General features: G+C 71.5%; 17 protein-coding genes and 1 pseudogene. 12 read left to right on the top strand and 6 right to left on the bottom strand.

All coding sequences use genetic code 11. From position 1 onward, the window contains the following. The first annotated feature begins 240 nt into the window (after positions 1–240). From FH609_RS32400 to FH609_RS10015, 11 genes are all read left to right on the top strand, one after another. On the top strand, positions 241–357 hold the full coding sequence (locus FH609_RS32400) for a putative leader peptide (protein ID WP_413743242.1): 117 nt from the start codon (positions 241–243) through the stop codon (positions 355–357). 181 nt (positions 358–538) lie between these two features. Continuing rightward, entirely contained in the window at positions 539–2,233 is a 1,695-nt protein-coding gene (locus tag FH609_RS10065; protein ID WP_139666817.1) for a nitrite/sulfite reductase, read from the top strand. Then, a complete protein-coding gene (locus FH609_RS10060) occupies positions 2,230–2,436 on the top strand; it encodes a hypothetical protein (RefSeq protein ID WP_139666818.1) in 207 nt (68 codons plus the stop codon). The genes FH609_RS10065 and FH609_RS10060 overlap by 4 nt, the downstream gene beginning before the upstream one ends. A 12-nt stretch (positions 2,437–2,448) precedes the next feature. After that, positions 2,449–3,165: a phosphoadenylyl-sulfate reductase gene (locus FH609_RS10055; RefSeq protein ID WP_139666819.1), complete on the top strand. Its 717-nt coding sequence runs from the start codon at positions 2,449–2,451 to the stop codon at positions 3,163–3,165. A gap of 92 nt (positions 3,166–3,257) precedes the next feature. Continuing rightward, a complete protein-coding gene (cysC, locus tag FH609_RS10050; RefSeq protein WP_139667024.1) occupies positions 3,258–3,803 on the top strand; it encodes an adenylyl-sulfate kinase in 546 nt (181 codons plus the stop codon). A 74-nt stretch (positions 3,804–3,877) separates the two neighbouring features. Further along, the gene (cysD, locus tag FH609_RS10045; RefSeq protein ID WP_139666820.1) at positions 3,878–4,813 is read left to right on the top strand and encodes a sulfate adenylyltransferase subunit CysD; all 936 of its coding nucleotides are present in this window, start codon (positions 3,878–3,880) and stop codon (positions 4,811–4,813) included. After that, positions 4,813–6,168 (top strand): sulfate adenylyltransferase subunit 1, encoded by a 1,356-nt coding sequence (locus tag FH609_RS10040; protein WP_139666821.1) that lies wholly within the window; start codon positions 4,813–4,815, stop codon positions 6,166–6,168. Before cysD ends, FH609_RS10040 begins: the two co-directional genes overlap by 1 nt. Positions 6,169–6,394: 226 nt before the next feature. Then, the gene (locus FH609_RS10030; protein ID WP_139666823.1) at positions 6,395–7,525 is read left to right on the top strand and encodes an ABC transporter substrate-binding protein; all 1,131 of its coding nucleotides are present in this window, start codon (positions 6,395–6,397) and stop codon (positions 7,523–7,525) included. 94 nt (positions 7,526–7,619) lie between these two features. Beyond that, a complete protein-coding gene (locus FH609_RS10025) occupies positions 7,620–8,417 on the top strand; it encodes an ABC transporter ATP-binding protein (protein ID WP_139666824.1) in 798 nt (265 codons plus the stop codon). Then, on the top strand, positions 8,404–9,348 hold the full coding sequence (locus tag FH609_RS10020) for an ABC transporter permease (protein WP_139666825.1): 945 nt from the start codon (positions 8,404–8,406) through the stop codon (positions 9,346–9,348). Before FH609_RS10025 ends, FH609_RS10020 begins: the two co-directional genes overlap by 14 nt. Then, positions 9,345–10,142, top strand: coding sequence for a sirohydrochlorin chelatase (locus FH609_RS10015; protein WP_139666826.1), 798 nt, complete (start codon positions 9,345–9,347; stop codon positions 10,140–10,142). The genes FH609_RS10020 and FH609_RS10015 overlap by 4 nt, the downstream gene beginning before the upstream one ends. On the opposite strand, the gene FH609_RS31580 is transcribed toward FH609_RS10015, so the two are convergent. The 6 genes and pseudogenes from FH609_RS31580 to FH609_RS32395 all read right to left on the bottom strand — a co-directional run. Further along, positions 10,091–10,861: a recombinase family protein gene (locus FH609_RS31580; RefSeq protein WP_226961535.1), complete on the bottom strand. Its 771-nt coding sequence runs from the start codon at positions 10,859–10,861 to the stop codon at positions 10,091–10,093. The genes FH609_RS10015 and FH609_RS31580 overlap by 52 nt on opposite strands. Positions 10,862–11,034: 173 nt before the next feature. Further along, positions 11,035–11,814, bottom strand: coding sequence for an NAD(P)-binding domain-containing protein (locus FH609_RS10005; protein WP_139666827.1), 780 nt, complete (start codon positions 11,812–11,814; stop codon positions 11,035–11,037). A gap of 94 nt (positions 11,815–11,908) precedes the next feature. After that, positions 11,909–12,313 carry a hypothetical protein gene (locus tag FH609_RS31005; RefSeq protein ID WP_226961534.1) on the bottom strand — a complete coding sequence of 135 codons (405 nt, stop codon included), beginning with the start codon at positions 12,311–12,313 and terminating at the stop codon, positions 11,909–11,911. A 338-nt stretch (positions 12,314–12,651) separates the two neighbouring features. Next, a complete protein-coding gene (locus FH609_RS09995) occupies positions 12,652–13,614 on the bottom strand; it encodes an alpha/beta hydrolase (RefSeq protein ID WP_139666828.1) in 963 nt (320 codons plus the stop codon). Between the two features lie 50 nt (positions 13,615–13,664). Then, entirely contained in the window at positions 13,665–13,922 is a 258-nt protein-coding gene (locus tag FH609_RS31575) for a hypothetical protein (protein WP_226961565.1), read from the bottom strand. Positions 13,923–13,983: 61 nt separating this feature from the next. Beyond that, positions 13,984–14,286 (bottom strand): annotated as a pseudogene (locus tag FH609_RS32395) (pyridoxal-phosphate dependent enzyme); the annotation flags it as partial. Positions 14,287–14,390: 104 nt separating this feature from the next. Between FH609_RS32395 and FH609_RS09980 the strand changes: the two are divergent. After that, a complete protein-coding gene (locus tag FH609_RS09980; protein ID WP_139666829.1) occupies positions 14,391–14,906 on the top strand; it encodes an Lrp/AsnC family transcriptional regulator in 516 nt (171 codons plus the stop codon). The last annotated feature ends 73 nt before the right edge of the window (positions 14,907–14,979 follow it).

Here is a 14,979-nt window from a genome sequence, read left to right as displayed (position 1 = left end):
GCGTCCCCCCACCGAACGGCCCCTGGGACCCCACACCTCGGGGCCGTTCGCATGTCCGCCCGCCGGGCGCCGGGCGCCGGCTCACCCCGCCCCCGGCCAGGCGAACGACATGTCCACGGTGTTGCGGCCGTGTGTCCTGCCGCCGATGTCCGTTTTCGCCGCTACGTCGCGCACGCTGCACACAGCGTGAGAATCGCCACCGCCTGCCCATATAACGGGACGCGGATGTCCAAATAATGGATGCTGGTGGACGGGCGCGTGACCGCGTGCAACGCTGCCGTCATGTCGCGAGCGGGAATTGCCTTGGTGAGTCGTCGCCATGTTGATCTCGGTCGGATGTCCAGCGCCATCTGTTAGGTGGCCACAGAGCACTTGAGGCGTCCTCGGGAGGGCGCCGCTCGACTCCGGCCCGCGCCCGTTCCGGGCCGCACCTCTCCGTCCCGCTGCCTCGCTGACCTTCGACTCTGCCCTGCCCGCCGCGACGTTGCGCCGGTCTCCAGGACAGAGCCTCCCTGCTGCCCGCAGAAAGACCGTGATCATGCCGGACTCCGTCAAGAAGCCCGTCGGCACACCCCGCCGCAAGGCCGGCCGCCACCGCGGTGAGGGACAGTGGGCCTCGGGTCACTTCACTCCTCTCAACGCCAACGAGCAGACGAAGAAGGACGACGACGGTCTCAATGTGCGGACACGCATTGAGACGATCTACGCGCACCGGGGCTTCGACTCGATCGACGGCGCGGACCTGCGCGGACGGATGCGCTGGTGGGGCCTGTACACCCAGCGGCGGCCCGGGATCGACGGCGGCAAGACCGCGATCCTGGAGCCCGAGGAGCTGGACGACGAGTACTTCATGCTGCGGGTCCGCATCGACGGCGGGCTGCTCAGCACCGAACAGCTGCGGGTGATCGGCGAGATATCGCAGGAGTTCGCGCGCGGCACCGCCGACATCACCGACCGGCAGAACATCCAGTACCACTGGATTCGCATCGAGGACATGCCGGAGATCTGGCGCCGCCTCGAAGGCGTGGGCCTGTCCACCACCGAGGCCTGCGGCGACACCCCCCGGGTGATCGTCGGCTCCCCCGTCGCCGGCATCGCGGCCGACGAGATCATCGACGGCACCCCGGCCATCGAGGCCATCCAGCGCCGGGTGATCGGCAACAAGGCGTACTCCAACCTGCCGCGCAAGTTCAAGACGGCCGTCTCCGGCTCCCCGCTGCTGGACGTGGCGCACGAGGTCAACGACGTCGCCTTCGTCGGCGTCGTCCACCCCGAGTACGGCCCTGGCTTCGACGTCTGGGTCGGCGGCGGCCTGTCCACCAACCCGAGCCTGGGCGAACGCCTCGGCGCCTGGGTGCCGTTGGAGGAGGTCGCCGACGTGCACGAGGGCGTCGTGGGCCTGTTCCGCGACTACGGCTACCGGCGGCTGCGCACCCGCGCCCGGATCAAGTTCCTGCTCAAGGACTGGGGCGTGGAGAAGTTCCGCCGGGTGCTGGAGGACGAGTACCTGCTGCGGAGGATGGTCGACGGACCGGCGCCCGAGCAGCCGCCCAGCGAGTGGCGCGACCATGTGGGCGTCCACCCGCAGAAGGACGGCCGGTTCTACCTGGGCTTCGCCCCGCGCGTCGGCCGGGTCGACGGCACCACGCTCACCAAGATCGCCGACCTGGCGGAGGCCCACGGCTCGGGCCGGGTGCGCACCACCGTCCACCAGAAGATGCTGATCCTGGACGTGCCGCGGGAGCGGATCGAGCAACTCGCCGAGGAGCTGGAGGCGTTGGGCCTGACCACCCGGCCCTCCCCGTTCCGGCGCGGCACCATGGCGTGCACCGGGATCGAGTTCTGCAAGCTGGCCATCGTCGAGACCAAGGCCAGGGGCCAGTGGCTGATCGAGGAGATGGAGCGCCGGCTCCCCGAGTTCGACCAGCCGCTCACCATCAACATCAACGGCTGCCCCAACTCCTGCGCCCGCATCCAGGTCGCGGACATCGGTCTCAAGGGGCAGCTGGTCACCGACGACGAGGGCCGGCAGGTCGAGGGCTTCCAGGTGCACCTGGGCGGCGGCCTCGGCCTGGACCCGGGCTTCGGCCGGAAGGTCAGGGGCCTGAAGGTCACCGCCGCCGGGCTGGCCGACTACGTCGAACGGGTGCTGCGCGCCTATCTGGCGCAGCGGGAGCCCGACGAGCGGTTCGCCCAGTGGGTCGCCCGCGCGGACGAGGGGGACCTCAAGTGAGCGAGCGCGCCGCCCCGTTCTACTGCCCCTACTGCGGCGAGGAGGACCTGCGCCCCAGCGAGGCCGGCCACGGCGCCTGGGAATGCGCCGACTGCAACCGGGCGTTCCGCCTGTCGTTCCTGGGCCTGTTGGCCAGCGGTATCGCGCGCGCCTCCGCCTCCCCCTCGCACGAGGGCGGCGACGGCGGCGCCGACGGCAGCTGAAGGAGACCTGAGATGGAGACCACCACCACCGAACGCACGGCGCGCGCCGAGGAGTTGCGCGCGCTGGCGGAGCACGCCGGGCGCGAGCTGGAGGAGGCCGACGCGCTGACCATCCTGCGCTGGGCGGCCGACACCTTCGGCGACCGGTTCTGCGTGACCTCCTCCATGGAGGACGCGGTGGTGGCCCATCTCGCCTCCCGCGCCCGGCCCGGCGTGGACGTGGTCTTCCTGGACACCGGCTACCACTTCCCGGAGACCATCGGCACCCGCGACGCGGTGGCGGCCGTGATGGACGTCAACGTGCTGACGCTGACGCCCGTTCAGACCGTCGCCGAGCAGGACGCCGAGTGGGGCCCGAGGCTGCACGAGCGCGACCCGGACCGCTGCTGCGCGCTGCGCAAGGTCGCGGTGCTGGAGCGCGGCCTGGCCGGCTACGAGGCGTGGGCCACCGGGCTGCGCCGCGACGAGTCGCCGACCCGGGCCAACACGCCGGTGGTCGGCTGGGACGAGCGGCGGGGCAAGGTCAAGATCGCGCCCATCGCCCGCTGGACCCAGGACGACGTGGAGTCCTATGTCGCCGAACACGGGGTGCTGACCAACCCGCTGCTCCAGGACGGCTACGCCTCCATCGGCTGCGCGCCCTGCACCCGCAGGGTCGCCGACGGCGAGGACGCCAGGGCCGGCCGCTGGTCGGGCCTGGGCAAGACCGAGTGCGGGCTGCACGGCTGATGACCACCGAGACGACGAGCGGCGCGAGAACCACCCAGAAGACGGCCACCGAGAAGACCACCAACGGGCAGCGGGATGCGAGGAGTTCGGGGATGAGCGTGACCAGCAGGGGCGCCACCGTCTGGCTCACCGGCCTGCCCAGCGCCGGCAAGACCACCATCGCGCGGGCGCTGGCCGGCCGGCTCGTCGAGGAGGGCCACCGCGTCGAGGTGCTGGACGGGGACGAGATCCGCGAGTTCCTCTCCGCCGGCCTCGGCTTCTCCCGCGAGGACCGGCACACCAACGTGCGGCGGATCGGCTTCGTCGCCGAACTCCTCGCCTCACACGGGGTGAAGGCGCTGGTCCCGGTGATAGCCCCCTACGCGGACAGCAGGGACGCCGTCCGCAAGCACCACGAGGCCGCCGGCACCCGCTTCCTCGAGGTGCACGTCGCCACCCCCGTCGACGTCTGCTCGCAGCGGGACGTCAAGGGGCTGTACGCCAAGCAGGCCAGCGGCCAGCTGACCGGACTGACCGGGGTCGACGACCCCTACGAGGTGCCCGAGACCCCGGATCTGCGGATCGAGGCGCACCAGCAGACGGTGTCGGACTCCGCCGCCGCGCTCCACGCGCTGCTGACCGGGCGGGGGTTGGCATGAGCCAGGGCACCGGGGAGACGCGGACGACAGCGGTCGGGGACACCTCCCGGCCCGGCGAACGAAAGGAATCCCCCATGACGGCGGCACTCTCGATCACCGACGAGACCGGCGGCCCCTTCGCCCTGTCCCACCTGGACGTGCTGGAGTCCGAGGCGGTCCACATCTTCCGCGAGGTGGCCGGGGAGTTCGAGCGCCCGGTGATCCTCTTCTCCGGCGGCAAGGACTCCATCGTCATGCTGCACCTGGCGCTCAAGGCGTTCGCGCCGGCGCCGCCGCCGTTCTCCCTGCTGCACGTGGACACCGGCCACAACTTCCCCGAGGTCATCGCCTACCGCGACCGGGTGGTGGCGCAGCACGGGCTGCGGCTGACGGTGGCGCTGGTGCAGGACTTCATCGACAGCGGCGAGCTGCGCGAGCGCCCCGACGGGACCCGCAACCCGCTCCAGACCGTTCCGCTGCTGCGCGCCATCGAGACCAACCGCTTCGACGCGGTCTTCGGCGGCGGCCGGCGGGACGAGGAGAAGGCCAGGGCGAAGGAGCGGGTGTTCTCGCTGCGCGACGAGTTCGGCGGCTGGGACCCGCGCCGCCAGCGGCCCGAGCTGTGGCAGCTGTACAACGGGCGGCACGCGCCGGGCGAGCATGTGCGGGTCTTCCCGCTCTCCAACTGGACCGAGCTGGACGTCTGGCAGTACATCGCCCGGGAGAAGATCGAGATCCCGGAGATCTACTACGCCCACCGGCGCGAGGTGTTCCTGCGCGACGGGATGTGGCTGGCGCCGGGCGAGTGGGGCGGGCCCAAGGAGCACGAGACGGTGGACGTCCGCCAGGTGCGGTACCGCACGGTGGGCGACATGTCCTGCACCGGGGCCGTGGAGTCCGACGCGGAGACCATCGAGCAGATCATCGCCGAGATCGCCGCCTCCCGGCTGACGGAACGGGGCGCCACCCGGGCCGACGACAAGCTGTCCGAGGCCGCCATGGAGGACCGCAAGCGCGAGGGGTACTTCTGATGAGCACGGCCGAGACCGCCGACACGGCGGCGATATCCGCCACCTCGCTGCTGCGCTTCGCCACCGCGGGCTCCGTCGACGACGGCAAGTCCACGCTGGTGGGGCGGCTGTTGCACGACTCCAAGTCGGTGCTCAGCGACCAGCTGGCCGCCGTCGAGCTGGCCTCCCGCAACCGGGGGCAGAGCGCGCCCGACCTGGCGCTGCTCACCGACGGGCTGCGTGCCGAGCGGGAGCAGGGCATCACCATCGACGTGGCCTACCGCTACTTCGCCACCCCGCGCCGCCGGTTCATCCTCGCCGACACCCCGGGCCATGTGCAGTACACCCGCAACATGGTGACCGGCGCCTCGACCGCCGAGCTGGCGATCATCCTGGTGGACGCCCGCAACGGCGTGGTGGAGCAGACCCGCAGGCACGCGGCGGTGGCGGCGCTGCTGCGGGTGCCGCAGGTGGTGCTCGCCGTCAACAAGATGGACCTGGTGGGCTACGCGGAGCCGGTCTTCGCCGAGATCGCCGCCGAGTTCACCCGCTACGCCGCCTCGTTGGGCATCGCGGAGGTCACCCCGATCCCGATCTCGGCGCTGGCCGGGGACAACGTGGTGGCGCCCTCGGCGACCATGGACTGGTACGGCGGTCCGACCGTGCTGGAGCACCTGGAGACGGTGCCGGTGGCGCACGACCCGTCGGCCGAGCCGGCGCGCTTCCCGGTGCAGTACGTGATCCGGCCGCAGTCCGCCGAGCACCCCGACTTCCGTGGCTACGCCGGCCAGATCGCCTCCGGCGTGCTGCGCGTCGGCGACCGGGTCACCGTCCAACCCTCAGGGCGCACCAGCGAGATCACGAGTATCGACGCGCTGGGCCAGTCCGTCGACGTGGCGTGGGCGCCGCAGTCGGTGACGATCACGCTCGCCGACGACCTGGACATCTCGCGGGGCGACCTGATCGCGCCGACCGAGTCCGTCGCGCCGGCCAGCCAGGACCTGACGGCCACCGTCTGCCATCTGCACGACCGTCCCCTGACGCCGGGCGCCCGGGTGCTGCTGAAGCACACCACCCGCACGGTCAAGGCGATCGTGAAGGAGATTCCGTCCCGGCTGACGCTGGACGACCTCTCGCAACACCCCGAGCCGGGCCGGCTGGAGGCCAACGACATCGGCCGGGTGGTGGTCCGCACCGCCGAGCCGCTGGCGTTGGACGACTACGCGGTCTCCCGCACCACCGGCTCGTTCCTGCTCATCGACCCGGCGGACGGCGCGACGCTGACGGCCGGCATGGCCGGCGAGGCGTTCGCGGACGCCGCGCGGCGGCCCGGCGCGTCGGCCGAGGCCGACTCCGACGACGGGTGGGACTTCTGATCATGCTCAGGGACGTCTTCTCGACCTTCGCCAAGGAGGGCGGACGGGTCGGCAGCGGCGCGCTCGGCAGCGGCCACGGCGGGATCGCGCGATGTGCCGGCTGAGCTGACGCGCCCCGCGTCACGCTCGCCGCTTCCGTTGCCGCTCACTCAGCCGATCCCGTTTCACGACGACGTCCGTCACATGGGCCCCACAGCGCCCATGTCCCTGAGAGGAACCCCGAGCCATGACCGCCAACCGCCCCTCCCGCCACGGAAGATCCCGCCGACCGCTCGTCGGGCTGGCCCTGCTGCCGCTGCTGCTGGCCCCGCTCGCCGCCTGCGGCTACGGCTCGGACGCCGAGGACGAGGAGCCGGCGTCGAACAACACCGCGAGCGGTCCCGCGCTCTCCGCCGACGAGGTGCGCATCGGGTACTTCGCGAACATCACCCACGCCACCGGCGTGATCGGTCTCGGCGGCGACGGCGCCATCCGCGAGGAGCTGGGCGGCACCGAGATCAGCACCCAGGTCTTCAACGCCGGCCCCTCCGCGATCGAGGCGCTCAACGCCGGCGACCTGGACATCACGTTCATCGGCCCGAACCCGGCGATCAACGGCTTCGCCGGCTCCGGCGGCCAGAGCCTGCGGATCGTCGCCGGCGCGGCCTCGGGCGGCGCCTCGCTGGTGGTCAACCCGGAGACGGTGACCAGCCTGGACGACCTGGAGGGCAAGCGGATCGCGACGCCGCAGCTCGGCAACACCCAGGACGTGGCGCTGCTCAGCTACCTCAACGACCAGGGCCTGGAGGTCGACCCGGAGTCCGGCCGGGGCGATGTCTCGGTGCTGCGGATCGCCAACTCCGAGATCCCGGCGGCCTTCGACGGCGGCGACATCGACGGCGCCTGGGTGCCGGAGCCGACGGCCGCCAACCTGGTCAGCCGGGGCGCCGAGACCCTGCTCGACGAGGGCGAGCTGTGGGAGAACGGCCAGTACGTGGTCACCCATGTGATCGCCTCCCAGGACTTCCTGGCCGAGCACCCCGATGTCGTCGAGGCCGTGGTGCGGGGCGTGGTGCGGACCAACGCCTGGATCAACGACAACCCGGACGAGGCCAAGACGGTCTTCAACGAGGCCCTGGGCGACCTGCCGGGCGGCAACGAGCTGCCCGCCGAGGTGCTCGACCCGGCCTTCGAGAACGTCGAGTTCGTCAACGACCCGCTGGCCGAGACGCTGCTGGTGGGGGCCGAGAACGCCACCGAGGTCGGGCTGTTGGACGAGACCGACCTGACCGGGATCTACGACCTGTCCATCCTCAACGCGGTGCTGGCCGAGGAGGGCCTGCCGGAGGTCGAGGACGCCGGCCTGGGCGTCGGCTGACCGCCGTCCCGCACCCGCGCACCCGCGCACCCGCGCACCCGCCCCGATTCCGCAATCGTTCACCCGCCACGTTCACCCCAGGAGGTGACTTCCGATGGCCATCGCCGTTGACAGCGCGATCGGCGAGGACGCCACTGCCGAGGCCGGCTACGCCGTGCGCTTCGAGCATGTGTCGAAGTCCTTCGGCCGGCCGGGCAAGCAGCAACTCGTGCTGGACGACATCAGCCTCGATGTCGCCCCCGGGGAGTTCGTGACGCTGATCGGCGCCTCGGGCTGCGGCAAGTCGACGCTGCTCAACCTCACCGCAGGGCTCGACGCGGCCTCCGCCGGGGACATCTCCGTCCCCGGCGGCCGGCCGGCCCTGATGTTCCAGGAGCACGCGCTCTTCCCGTGGCTGACCGCCGGCCGCAACATCGAACTGGCGCTGCGGCTGCGCGGCGTGCCGAAGGCGGAGCGCCGCGAGGAGGCGGAGCGGCTGCTGGCCCTGGTGCGGCTCCAGGGCTCCTACGGCAAGCGGGTGCACGAGCTGTCCGGCGGGATGCGGCAGCGCGTCGCGCTCGCCAGGGCCCTGGCCCAGGACAGCCAACTGCTGCTGATGGACGAGCCGTTCGCCGCGCTCGACGCCATCACCCGGGACGTGCTCCACGAGGAGCTGACCCGGATCTGGTCCGAGACCGGGGTCTCGGTGCTCTTCGTCACCCACAACGTGCGGGAGGCGGTCCGGCTGGCGCAGCGCGTCATCCTGCTGTCCTCCCGCCCGGGCCGGGTGGTCACCGAGTGGCGGGTGGAGATCGAGCACCCGCGCCGCATCGAGGACGCCGAGGTCTCCGCGCTCTCCGTGGAGATCACCGAACGACTGCGCGAGGAGATCCGCCGTCATGGCCAGCAGTGAGACAGCGGCCCGCAGCGACCGGGACCGCGCCGGCCGGGACACGCCGTCGGGCGACCGGAAGGCGTCCTCGGGCGACCTGGCGGGACTTGAGGCCGGCCTGGACGCGTTGGAGAGCCCCGGCGGCGCGGAACGGGTGCCCGTCGGCCGCATCCTGCTCACCAAGGTGCTGCCGCCCATCGTCGCGATCGCGCTGGTCCTTGCGGTCTGGCAGATCGCCTACTGGTCGGACGTGCAGCCGGACTACCTGCTGCCCAGCCCGGGCGACGTGGGCGCGGTCTTCGGCGAGATGTGGCGCGAGGGCACGCTCCTGGAATACGTCTGGACGTCCGTCTCACGCGGCATCCTGGGCTTCCTGATCGCCATCGCGGTGGGCACCCCGCTCGGGCTGCTGGTGGCCAGGGTCAAGCTGGTGCGCGCCGCGATCGGCCCGGTGCTCACCGGGCTCCAGTCGCTGCCGTCCATCGCCTGGGTGCCGGCGGCGATCATCTGGTTCGGGCTGACCAACGGGACCATCTACGCGGTGGTGCTGCTGGGCGCGGTGCCGTCGATCGCCAACGGCATCGTGGCGGGCGTCGACCAGATCCCGCCGATCTATCTGCGGGCCGGCCGCACCCTGGGGGCCTCGGGCCTGAGCAGCGTGCGGTTCGTGCTGCTGCCGGCGGCGCTGCCGGGCTATCTGGCGGGGCTCAAGCAGGGCTGGGCGTTCTCCTGGCGCTCGCTGATGGCGGCCGAGCTGATCGTGCACTCGCCCGATCTGGGCACGGGGCTCGGGCAGTTGATGGAGAACTACCGCACGATGCAGAACATGTCGGGCGTGCTGGCCACCATCATCCTGATCCTGGTGGTGGGCGTCGCGATCGACCTGCTGTTCTTCTCGCCGCTGGAGCGGCGCGTGCTGCGCTCCCGTGGCCTGATGGCCCGCCTGACATGACGGGCGGCCCGCACGTCCCGGGCGGCGGCGCCGCTCCCCCGGCGCTGCTGCTCGTCGCGCACGGCAGCCGGGACCCGCGCCACGCGGCGACCGTGCTGGCCCTGACGTCCCGGGTGCGCGAGGCCGCGCCAGGGACGGCGGTCAGCTGCGGCTTCCTCGACTTCAACCTGCCGCGCGTCGCCGACGTGTTGGGCGAGCTGCGCGCCGCCGGGCACCGCTCGGCGGTGGCGGTGCCGCTGCTGCTCAACCGCGCCTTCCACGCCACCTCCGACATCCCGCGGTTGCTGGCCGGGGAACGGGCGCGGCGGCCGGGGCTGACGGTGGAACAGTCCGAGGTGCTGGGGCCGCACCCGCTGCTGACCGGGCTGCTCGAACGGCGACTCGCCGAGGCCAACGGCGGGCCGCTGGCCGGGCGTTCGGACACCGGGGTGGTGCTGGCCTCGGCCGGCACCTCGGACCCGGCCGGGCGAGCCGCGCTGGAGGCGCTGGCCGAACGGTGGCGCCGGACGGCCGGCTGGGGCGCGGTCGTCTCGGCCTACGCCTCGGCCAGCGGGCCGGACGTGGCGCTGGCCGTGCGCGCGCTGCGCGCGGAGGGGCTGCGCCGGGTCGTGGTCGCTCCCTATGTGATCGCGCCGGGCCGGCTGCCCGACCGCATCACGGTCGGCGCCCGGGAGGCGGGCGCCGACCTGCTGGCCCCGGTGCTGGGCGCCGCGCCCGAGTTGGCCCGGGTGGTCGTCACCCGCTACCGGGCCGCCGCCTCGCGGCGGCGGCCCGCGCTCCCGCTGGCCGGCTGAGCCGGCACCGTGCCGGCCGGTGGCTGGTGGGTGGCTGCGGGTCGTCCTGACCGGGCGTTCCTGGCGGCCGGTTCGGCCTGCCGACGGGCGTCCTGGCCGGGCGTTCCTGGCGGCCGGTTCGCATTCGTCCCTGGTTGGGTGCTTCCGGCACAGCCGTCGTTGACCCAACTGACCGCGCTGACCGGCCGGTTCACGCCTGCACAGCGACGGCGGCCCCGTGGCTGACCGGCCGACCGGCCGACCGGCCGACCATGGGCGGGCAACCGGGTCGCGGCGGGCTCACGCGCGGCCGACTCGGCCCGCCGACGAGGCACTCGCGGACGGCCGTTCCGCTCAGGCCACGACGTGGCCAAGGGCATCAGCCGGTCACGGCCTTGGGGAACATCGGTACAGCGGTGCGCCTTGGCCTCCCGCGCGGTCCGCAGCGCCTCCTCGAACTTGGGCCGCACGCGGCTCCGGGTGCTGATCTTCTCGCTGAAGATCTTGCCCCTGGGGATGCCGTGCGCCGCGAGCGCGTCGAGCTGGGAGTCGAGTTCCTGCCCGAGGGTCGAGCAGCGGGCGGAGCCGATGCGGATGTCCGCGCTCGGCAGGTCCGGATCGATCGGCGCCGGGGGCGGAGTGCCCGGCCGCCACGGCCGGCCCGGGCGTCGGCGTCCGACCGGTCGGTTGGGGAAGGCTGCTGAGGGCCCGTCATGGGCTCGGAATTTCGCACCATGCAAGTCTCAGAAGGAGTCCGTACCACTTTTGAGTGAGAACGGGGTCTGCGAATGAATCCGGGTTCGGCGGGGGTTCGGCGCCCCGTGATTGATCCTGCTCGCGCAAAGGATCGTTTGCGAGAGGCGTGCGAGGGGTCACTGTTCCGGTCGCGGGCGCCAGTCCCGCTGGGAAACCGTTACTTCAGATCGGAGAGGAGGCCGTCCAGGGCCTCCTTGAGGGCTCTGGCGTTGGCCGGATCGAACCACGTGTTGCGGATCCGCTCGTTGTTCCCTTTGGGCGTCTCGTGGTCGGCGGCGAGTTGGTGCAGAGGGCGGAGCTCGTCGCCCAGAGAGCGGCCGACGTTCTGGAAGAGGCCGCGCACATACCGGTCGGCGGCGTCGGGGGTGATGCCGTGGCCGGCGGCCCACGAGGTGAGCGTGGCGAGATAGGCGTAGTGAGCGGTGAGCGTCCCGGTCAGCGCGGAGAAGACGTTGAAGGAGTCCTCGTCCGCGACGGGAAGCACTCCGCCCAGCTGTTGGAAGAGAGAGTCCACGACCGGGTGCGAGGGGCAGGTCACGGTGACGGAGCGGCGCTCACGCACGGCGGGCAGCGGGATGGCGCGGACGATCGGGGCCTTGGTGGCGAGGGTCCGGCGCAAGTCGTCTGTGGCGATACCGGCCATCAGGTTGACCACGGTCTTGTCGCCGTCCACCATCAGCCCGGCAAGTGCCTTGTGGCGGTCCTGGCGGCGCACGGCAATGATCACCACCTCCGAGCGGTCCAGCACCGTCTGGTTGTCGGCACACCTGTGGACGCCCCGGAAACGCTCGGACAGTTCAGCGGCGGTGCGGGCTCCCCGGGGAGAGAGGAAGACGTCAGGCGACGCGCCGCCCCTGCTGCGCAGGCCCTCGACGATGGCCCGGCCGATCTCGCCCACCCCGATGATGCCGATGCTCTGCACTATGCCTTCCTCCATGGCGCTCGGTAGTCGTGACGTGTGTCGGTGCGGATCTGTACGGTCGCGATGCCTGCCGTCGGCTCCTCATCTAGGGACTCGGACGAAGCCGACGTCATGTCGGTCGCGGTTCTCTCCACAGCAATATGACCGCGACGACACCTGCCAGGCAGGGAAGCATCCCGGCCCAACCCAGCTCCGGCGGCAATCCGGTCGCGCCGGAGGTGTCCTTGGTCAGCAGCCCGGCCAGTCCGATGCCGGCGCCGAGCATCAACAGGACGGTCGCGACGGGGCGGGCCCACCGCTTGCCTGCCCTGACGGCCCAGGCCGCCGTGAGCCAGCCAAGGACGCCGAGCACTCCGATAACGGACGACACGACCAGGTAGGTCGTGACGGCCGAGTCGATCCGCGCCTGGGAGTAGCCGGGATAGCCGGCCCGGATGTGATCGGCCAGCAGATGGGTGGTGCCGAGGTCGACGTACGAGGCGATCGTCGCGAGGACAGTGAGCGCAAGGCCCACGGATACCGCTCCAAGCACTCCTCGGGCATGGGCCGGTCTTGTCATCAGAATTCTTCTCTCTTCATTGGGTCGATGCGGGCGAAGTGGTACAGGCCGATGAGGTCGGTACGCGGCCGTCGCGACGATGCTTCGCAGGCACGCCGCGGATCGTCGGACGAACCGGCTGGGACCACACCTCCGGCGAAGCGGTGGACTCTGTCCTGGCGGCCGGCGCGGTGGGGGCACCGTGCGGTGTGAGGGCCAGGCCGAGAAGTTCCTCGTTTGCCCCGTCGCCGTGGAAGCCGCCGGCGCCGAACACGGTGACATCGGGTCCCAGGGCGGGGTGCTTCGCTCCTCCGTCACTTGGCCATGGCTGCGCGGAGGAACGCGAGGATCTCTGCCTGGGCGGTCTCGGCCTGCGGTGCCACTCCAGGCAATGTGAGGAACGCGTGCTGTGCTTCCGGGTATTCGGAGAGCCGTACGGAGGTCCCTGCTTCGCGGAGCCGCTCGGCGTAGCGGCGGCCGTGGTCGGCGACCGCGTCATGGGTGGGCACGACCACGAGAGCCGGGGCGAGTCCGCTCAGGTCGTCCGCGTACAGCGGCGAGACTGCACCGGCGTCGTGTCCCGGTGGGACGGCGAGCCGCTGGAAGAGCCGCAATTGCGGCAAGGCTCGGGTCGGGCGGTATGCGTACTCGGCCATCGAGGGGTAGTCGAACATCGTTTCGGTCACGTCGACCGCGGGGTTGACCAGCACTTGCGCCCTGAGCTTCAGGCCGGCCTCCCTGGCTCGGATGGCCGTCAGCGCGCTGATCAGCGCGCCGCAGCTCTCACCGAAGACGGCCGTGCGCGCCGGGTCGATGCCCCACTGGGCGGCGTGCCGCACCACGTGCTGCAGCACGTCCCAGCCGTCGTCGGCGGCGTTCGCGAGCGGACTTTCCGGGGCGACGAGGCGGTGCTCGACCGAGACGACGAGGGCGTGCAGCCCCACGGCGAGGTGGCTGTTGGTCCAGTCGCACTGCACCGCCGTGCCCACGAAGCTGCCTCCGTGGACATGGACCACGAGGGGCAGGTCGCTTCGGGCGGTGGCCTCACCGTCGCCCGTCGGCAGCGGCCGGTACACCCGGACCGGCAGGACGCGGCCCGGCAGCGCAACGTCCTGCCACTCGATCGCGGCGCCGGGATCGGGTTCGCCAAGGAGCGCCCGCGCCGCGCTGGACGCCCGCCAGCCGTTCTCCACAGCACGGTAGGCGATCAGTTCCTCGGTCGTGATCGCCGAGAAGTCCGGCTGCGGCGGCCGCCTCACATCGGTGGTCTCATCCATGTCTTCTCCCTTGCTCTTCAGACGGTCGCGCACTCGGCGGGACTCGACGCCTATGCGAGGCCGGTGAGCCGCGCGGCCAGCTCACGGACCTGTTCGGGGCGCGGATTGGCACCGGTCAGCACCGTCGTCAACCGGTCGCCGGCGACCGCGCCTTCGGCGATCGCCGCCAGGACCGCCGCCCCCGCGGGTTTCAGAAGGGTCGCCAGTGTTCGCGCCGCCAGCTCCATGGCGGCGGCGATGGCGTGGTCGGGCACCAGGACGATCTCGTCCACCGGCGCGCGGGCCCGCCGCACCGAGGTCTCCAGCAAGTGCGCACCGCGATGCCGTCGGCGAAGGTGCGGACGTGTTCGAGGCGGACCGCGCGGCCGGCGACCGTCTCGGGCACGAACACCACGACCGGCATCCCGGGGAGCGTCCCGCGTAGGCGACGGCCTGCCCGAAGTTGCGCGAACTCGCGCACACCACCGGCATTCCGGGAGCCGGTGTGCTCAGCATCCGGCCGGCGCCCCGGCCCTTGACACCGCGCACCGGATTGGCCGTCTCCACTTTCACGGCCACCGCGCGGTCGCCCAACGCCGTGCACGACTGCTCGTCGAGGTACTGCGGGATATTGAGGAATACCGGATCGATCACCTGTACGGCGTGCTCGATGCGCGCCACATCCAGGTCCATGTGCCTCCCCTTCCGCTTCCGCGGGGCTGCGGACGTGACTGACGCTAGCCGGACGCTCGATCGAAGCGATTGAGATTTTTCGCGTCCAGGCGCAATAATTTTGTGTGCCTGAATCGCCGCCACCACGCCTGGACGAGATCGACGCTCTGCTGCTGGATCTGCTCCAGTACGACGTCGGACGCACGTTGCACGAGCTCGGTGAACGGGTCGGGCTCTCACCGAGCGCCGTCCAGCGCAGGATCGCCCGCTACCGCAAGGACGGCCTCATTGCCGGGCAGGTCGCCGTGCTCGACCCGCACCGCTTCGGCCCCACTGTCCTGGCGACGGTCCTGGTGACTCTGAATCAGGAATCGTTCGAACACCACCGCGTATTCGCCGAACGGATGCGAGGCGAACCACAGGTCCAGCAGTGCTACCGGGTCGCGGGGCCGTGGGACTACGTGATCGTCCTGGCGGCACGCAGCATGCGCGACTGTGGCCGCCTCGGCGACCGCCTGTTCAAGGCCGATGACAACATCAGGCGTTACGAGACCCTGGTGGCCTTCGACACCATCAAGACCGGTCTGGCTCTCCCGCTACCTGCCCCACAATCCCTGCGGTCTCAAGACCGCCAGCCTTGACGAGAAGGCAGCAGGTGTCCGCGGGCGGAAACTTCCGCAACCCCGATGACCAGTGTCGAGACCTCCACCACGG

It is taken from the genome of Streptomyces sp. 3MP-14 (assembly GCF_006334905.2).
GTDB classification, from domain to species: domain Bacteria; phylum Actinomycetota; class Actinomycetes; order Streptomycetales; family Streptomycetaceae; genus Streptomyces; species Streptomyces triticirhizae.
Note: the sequence above shows the minus strand (reverse complement) of the source record. Positions and strands in the feature narration are given on the sequence as shown.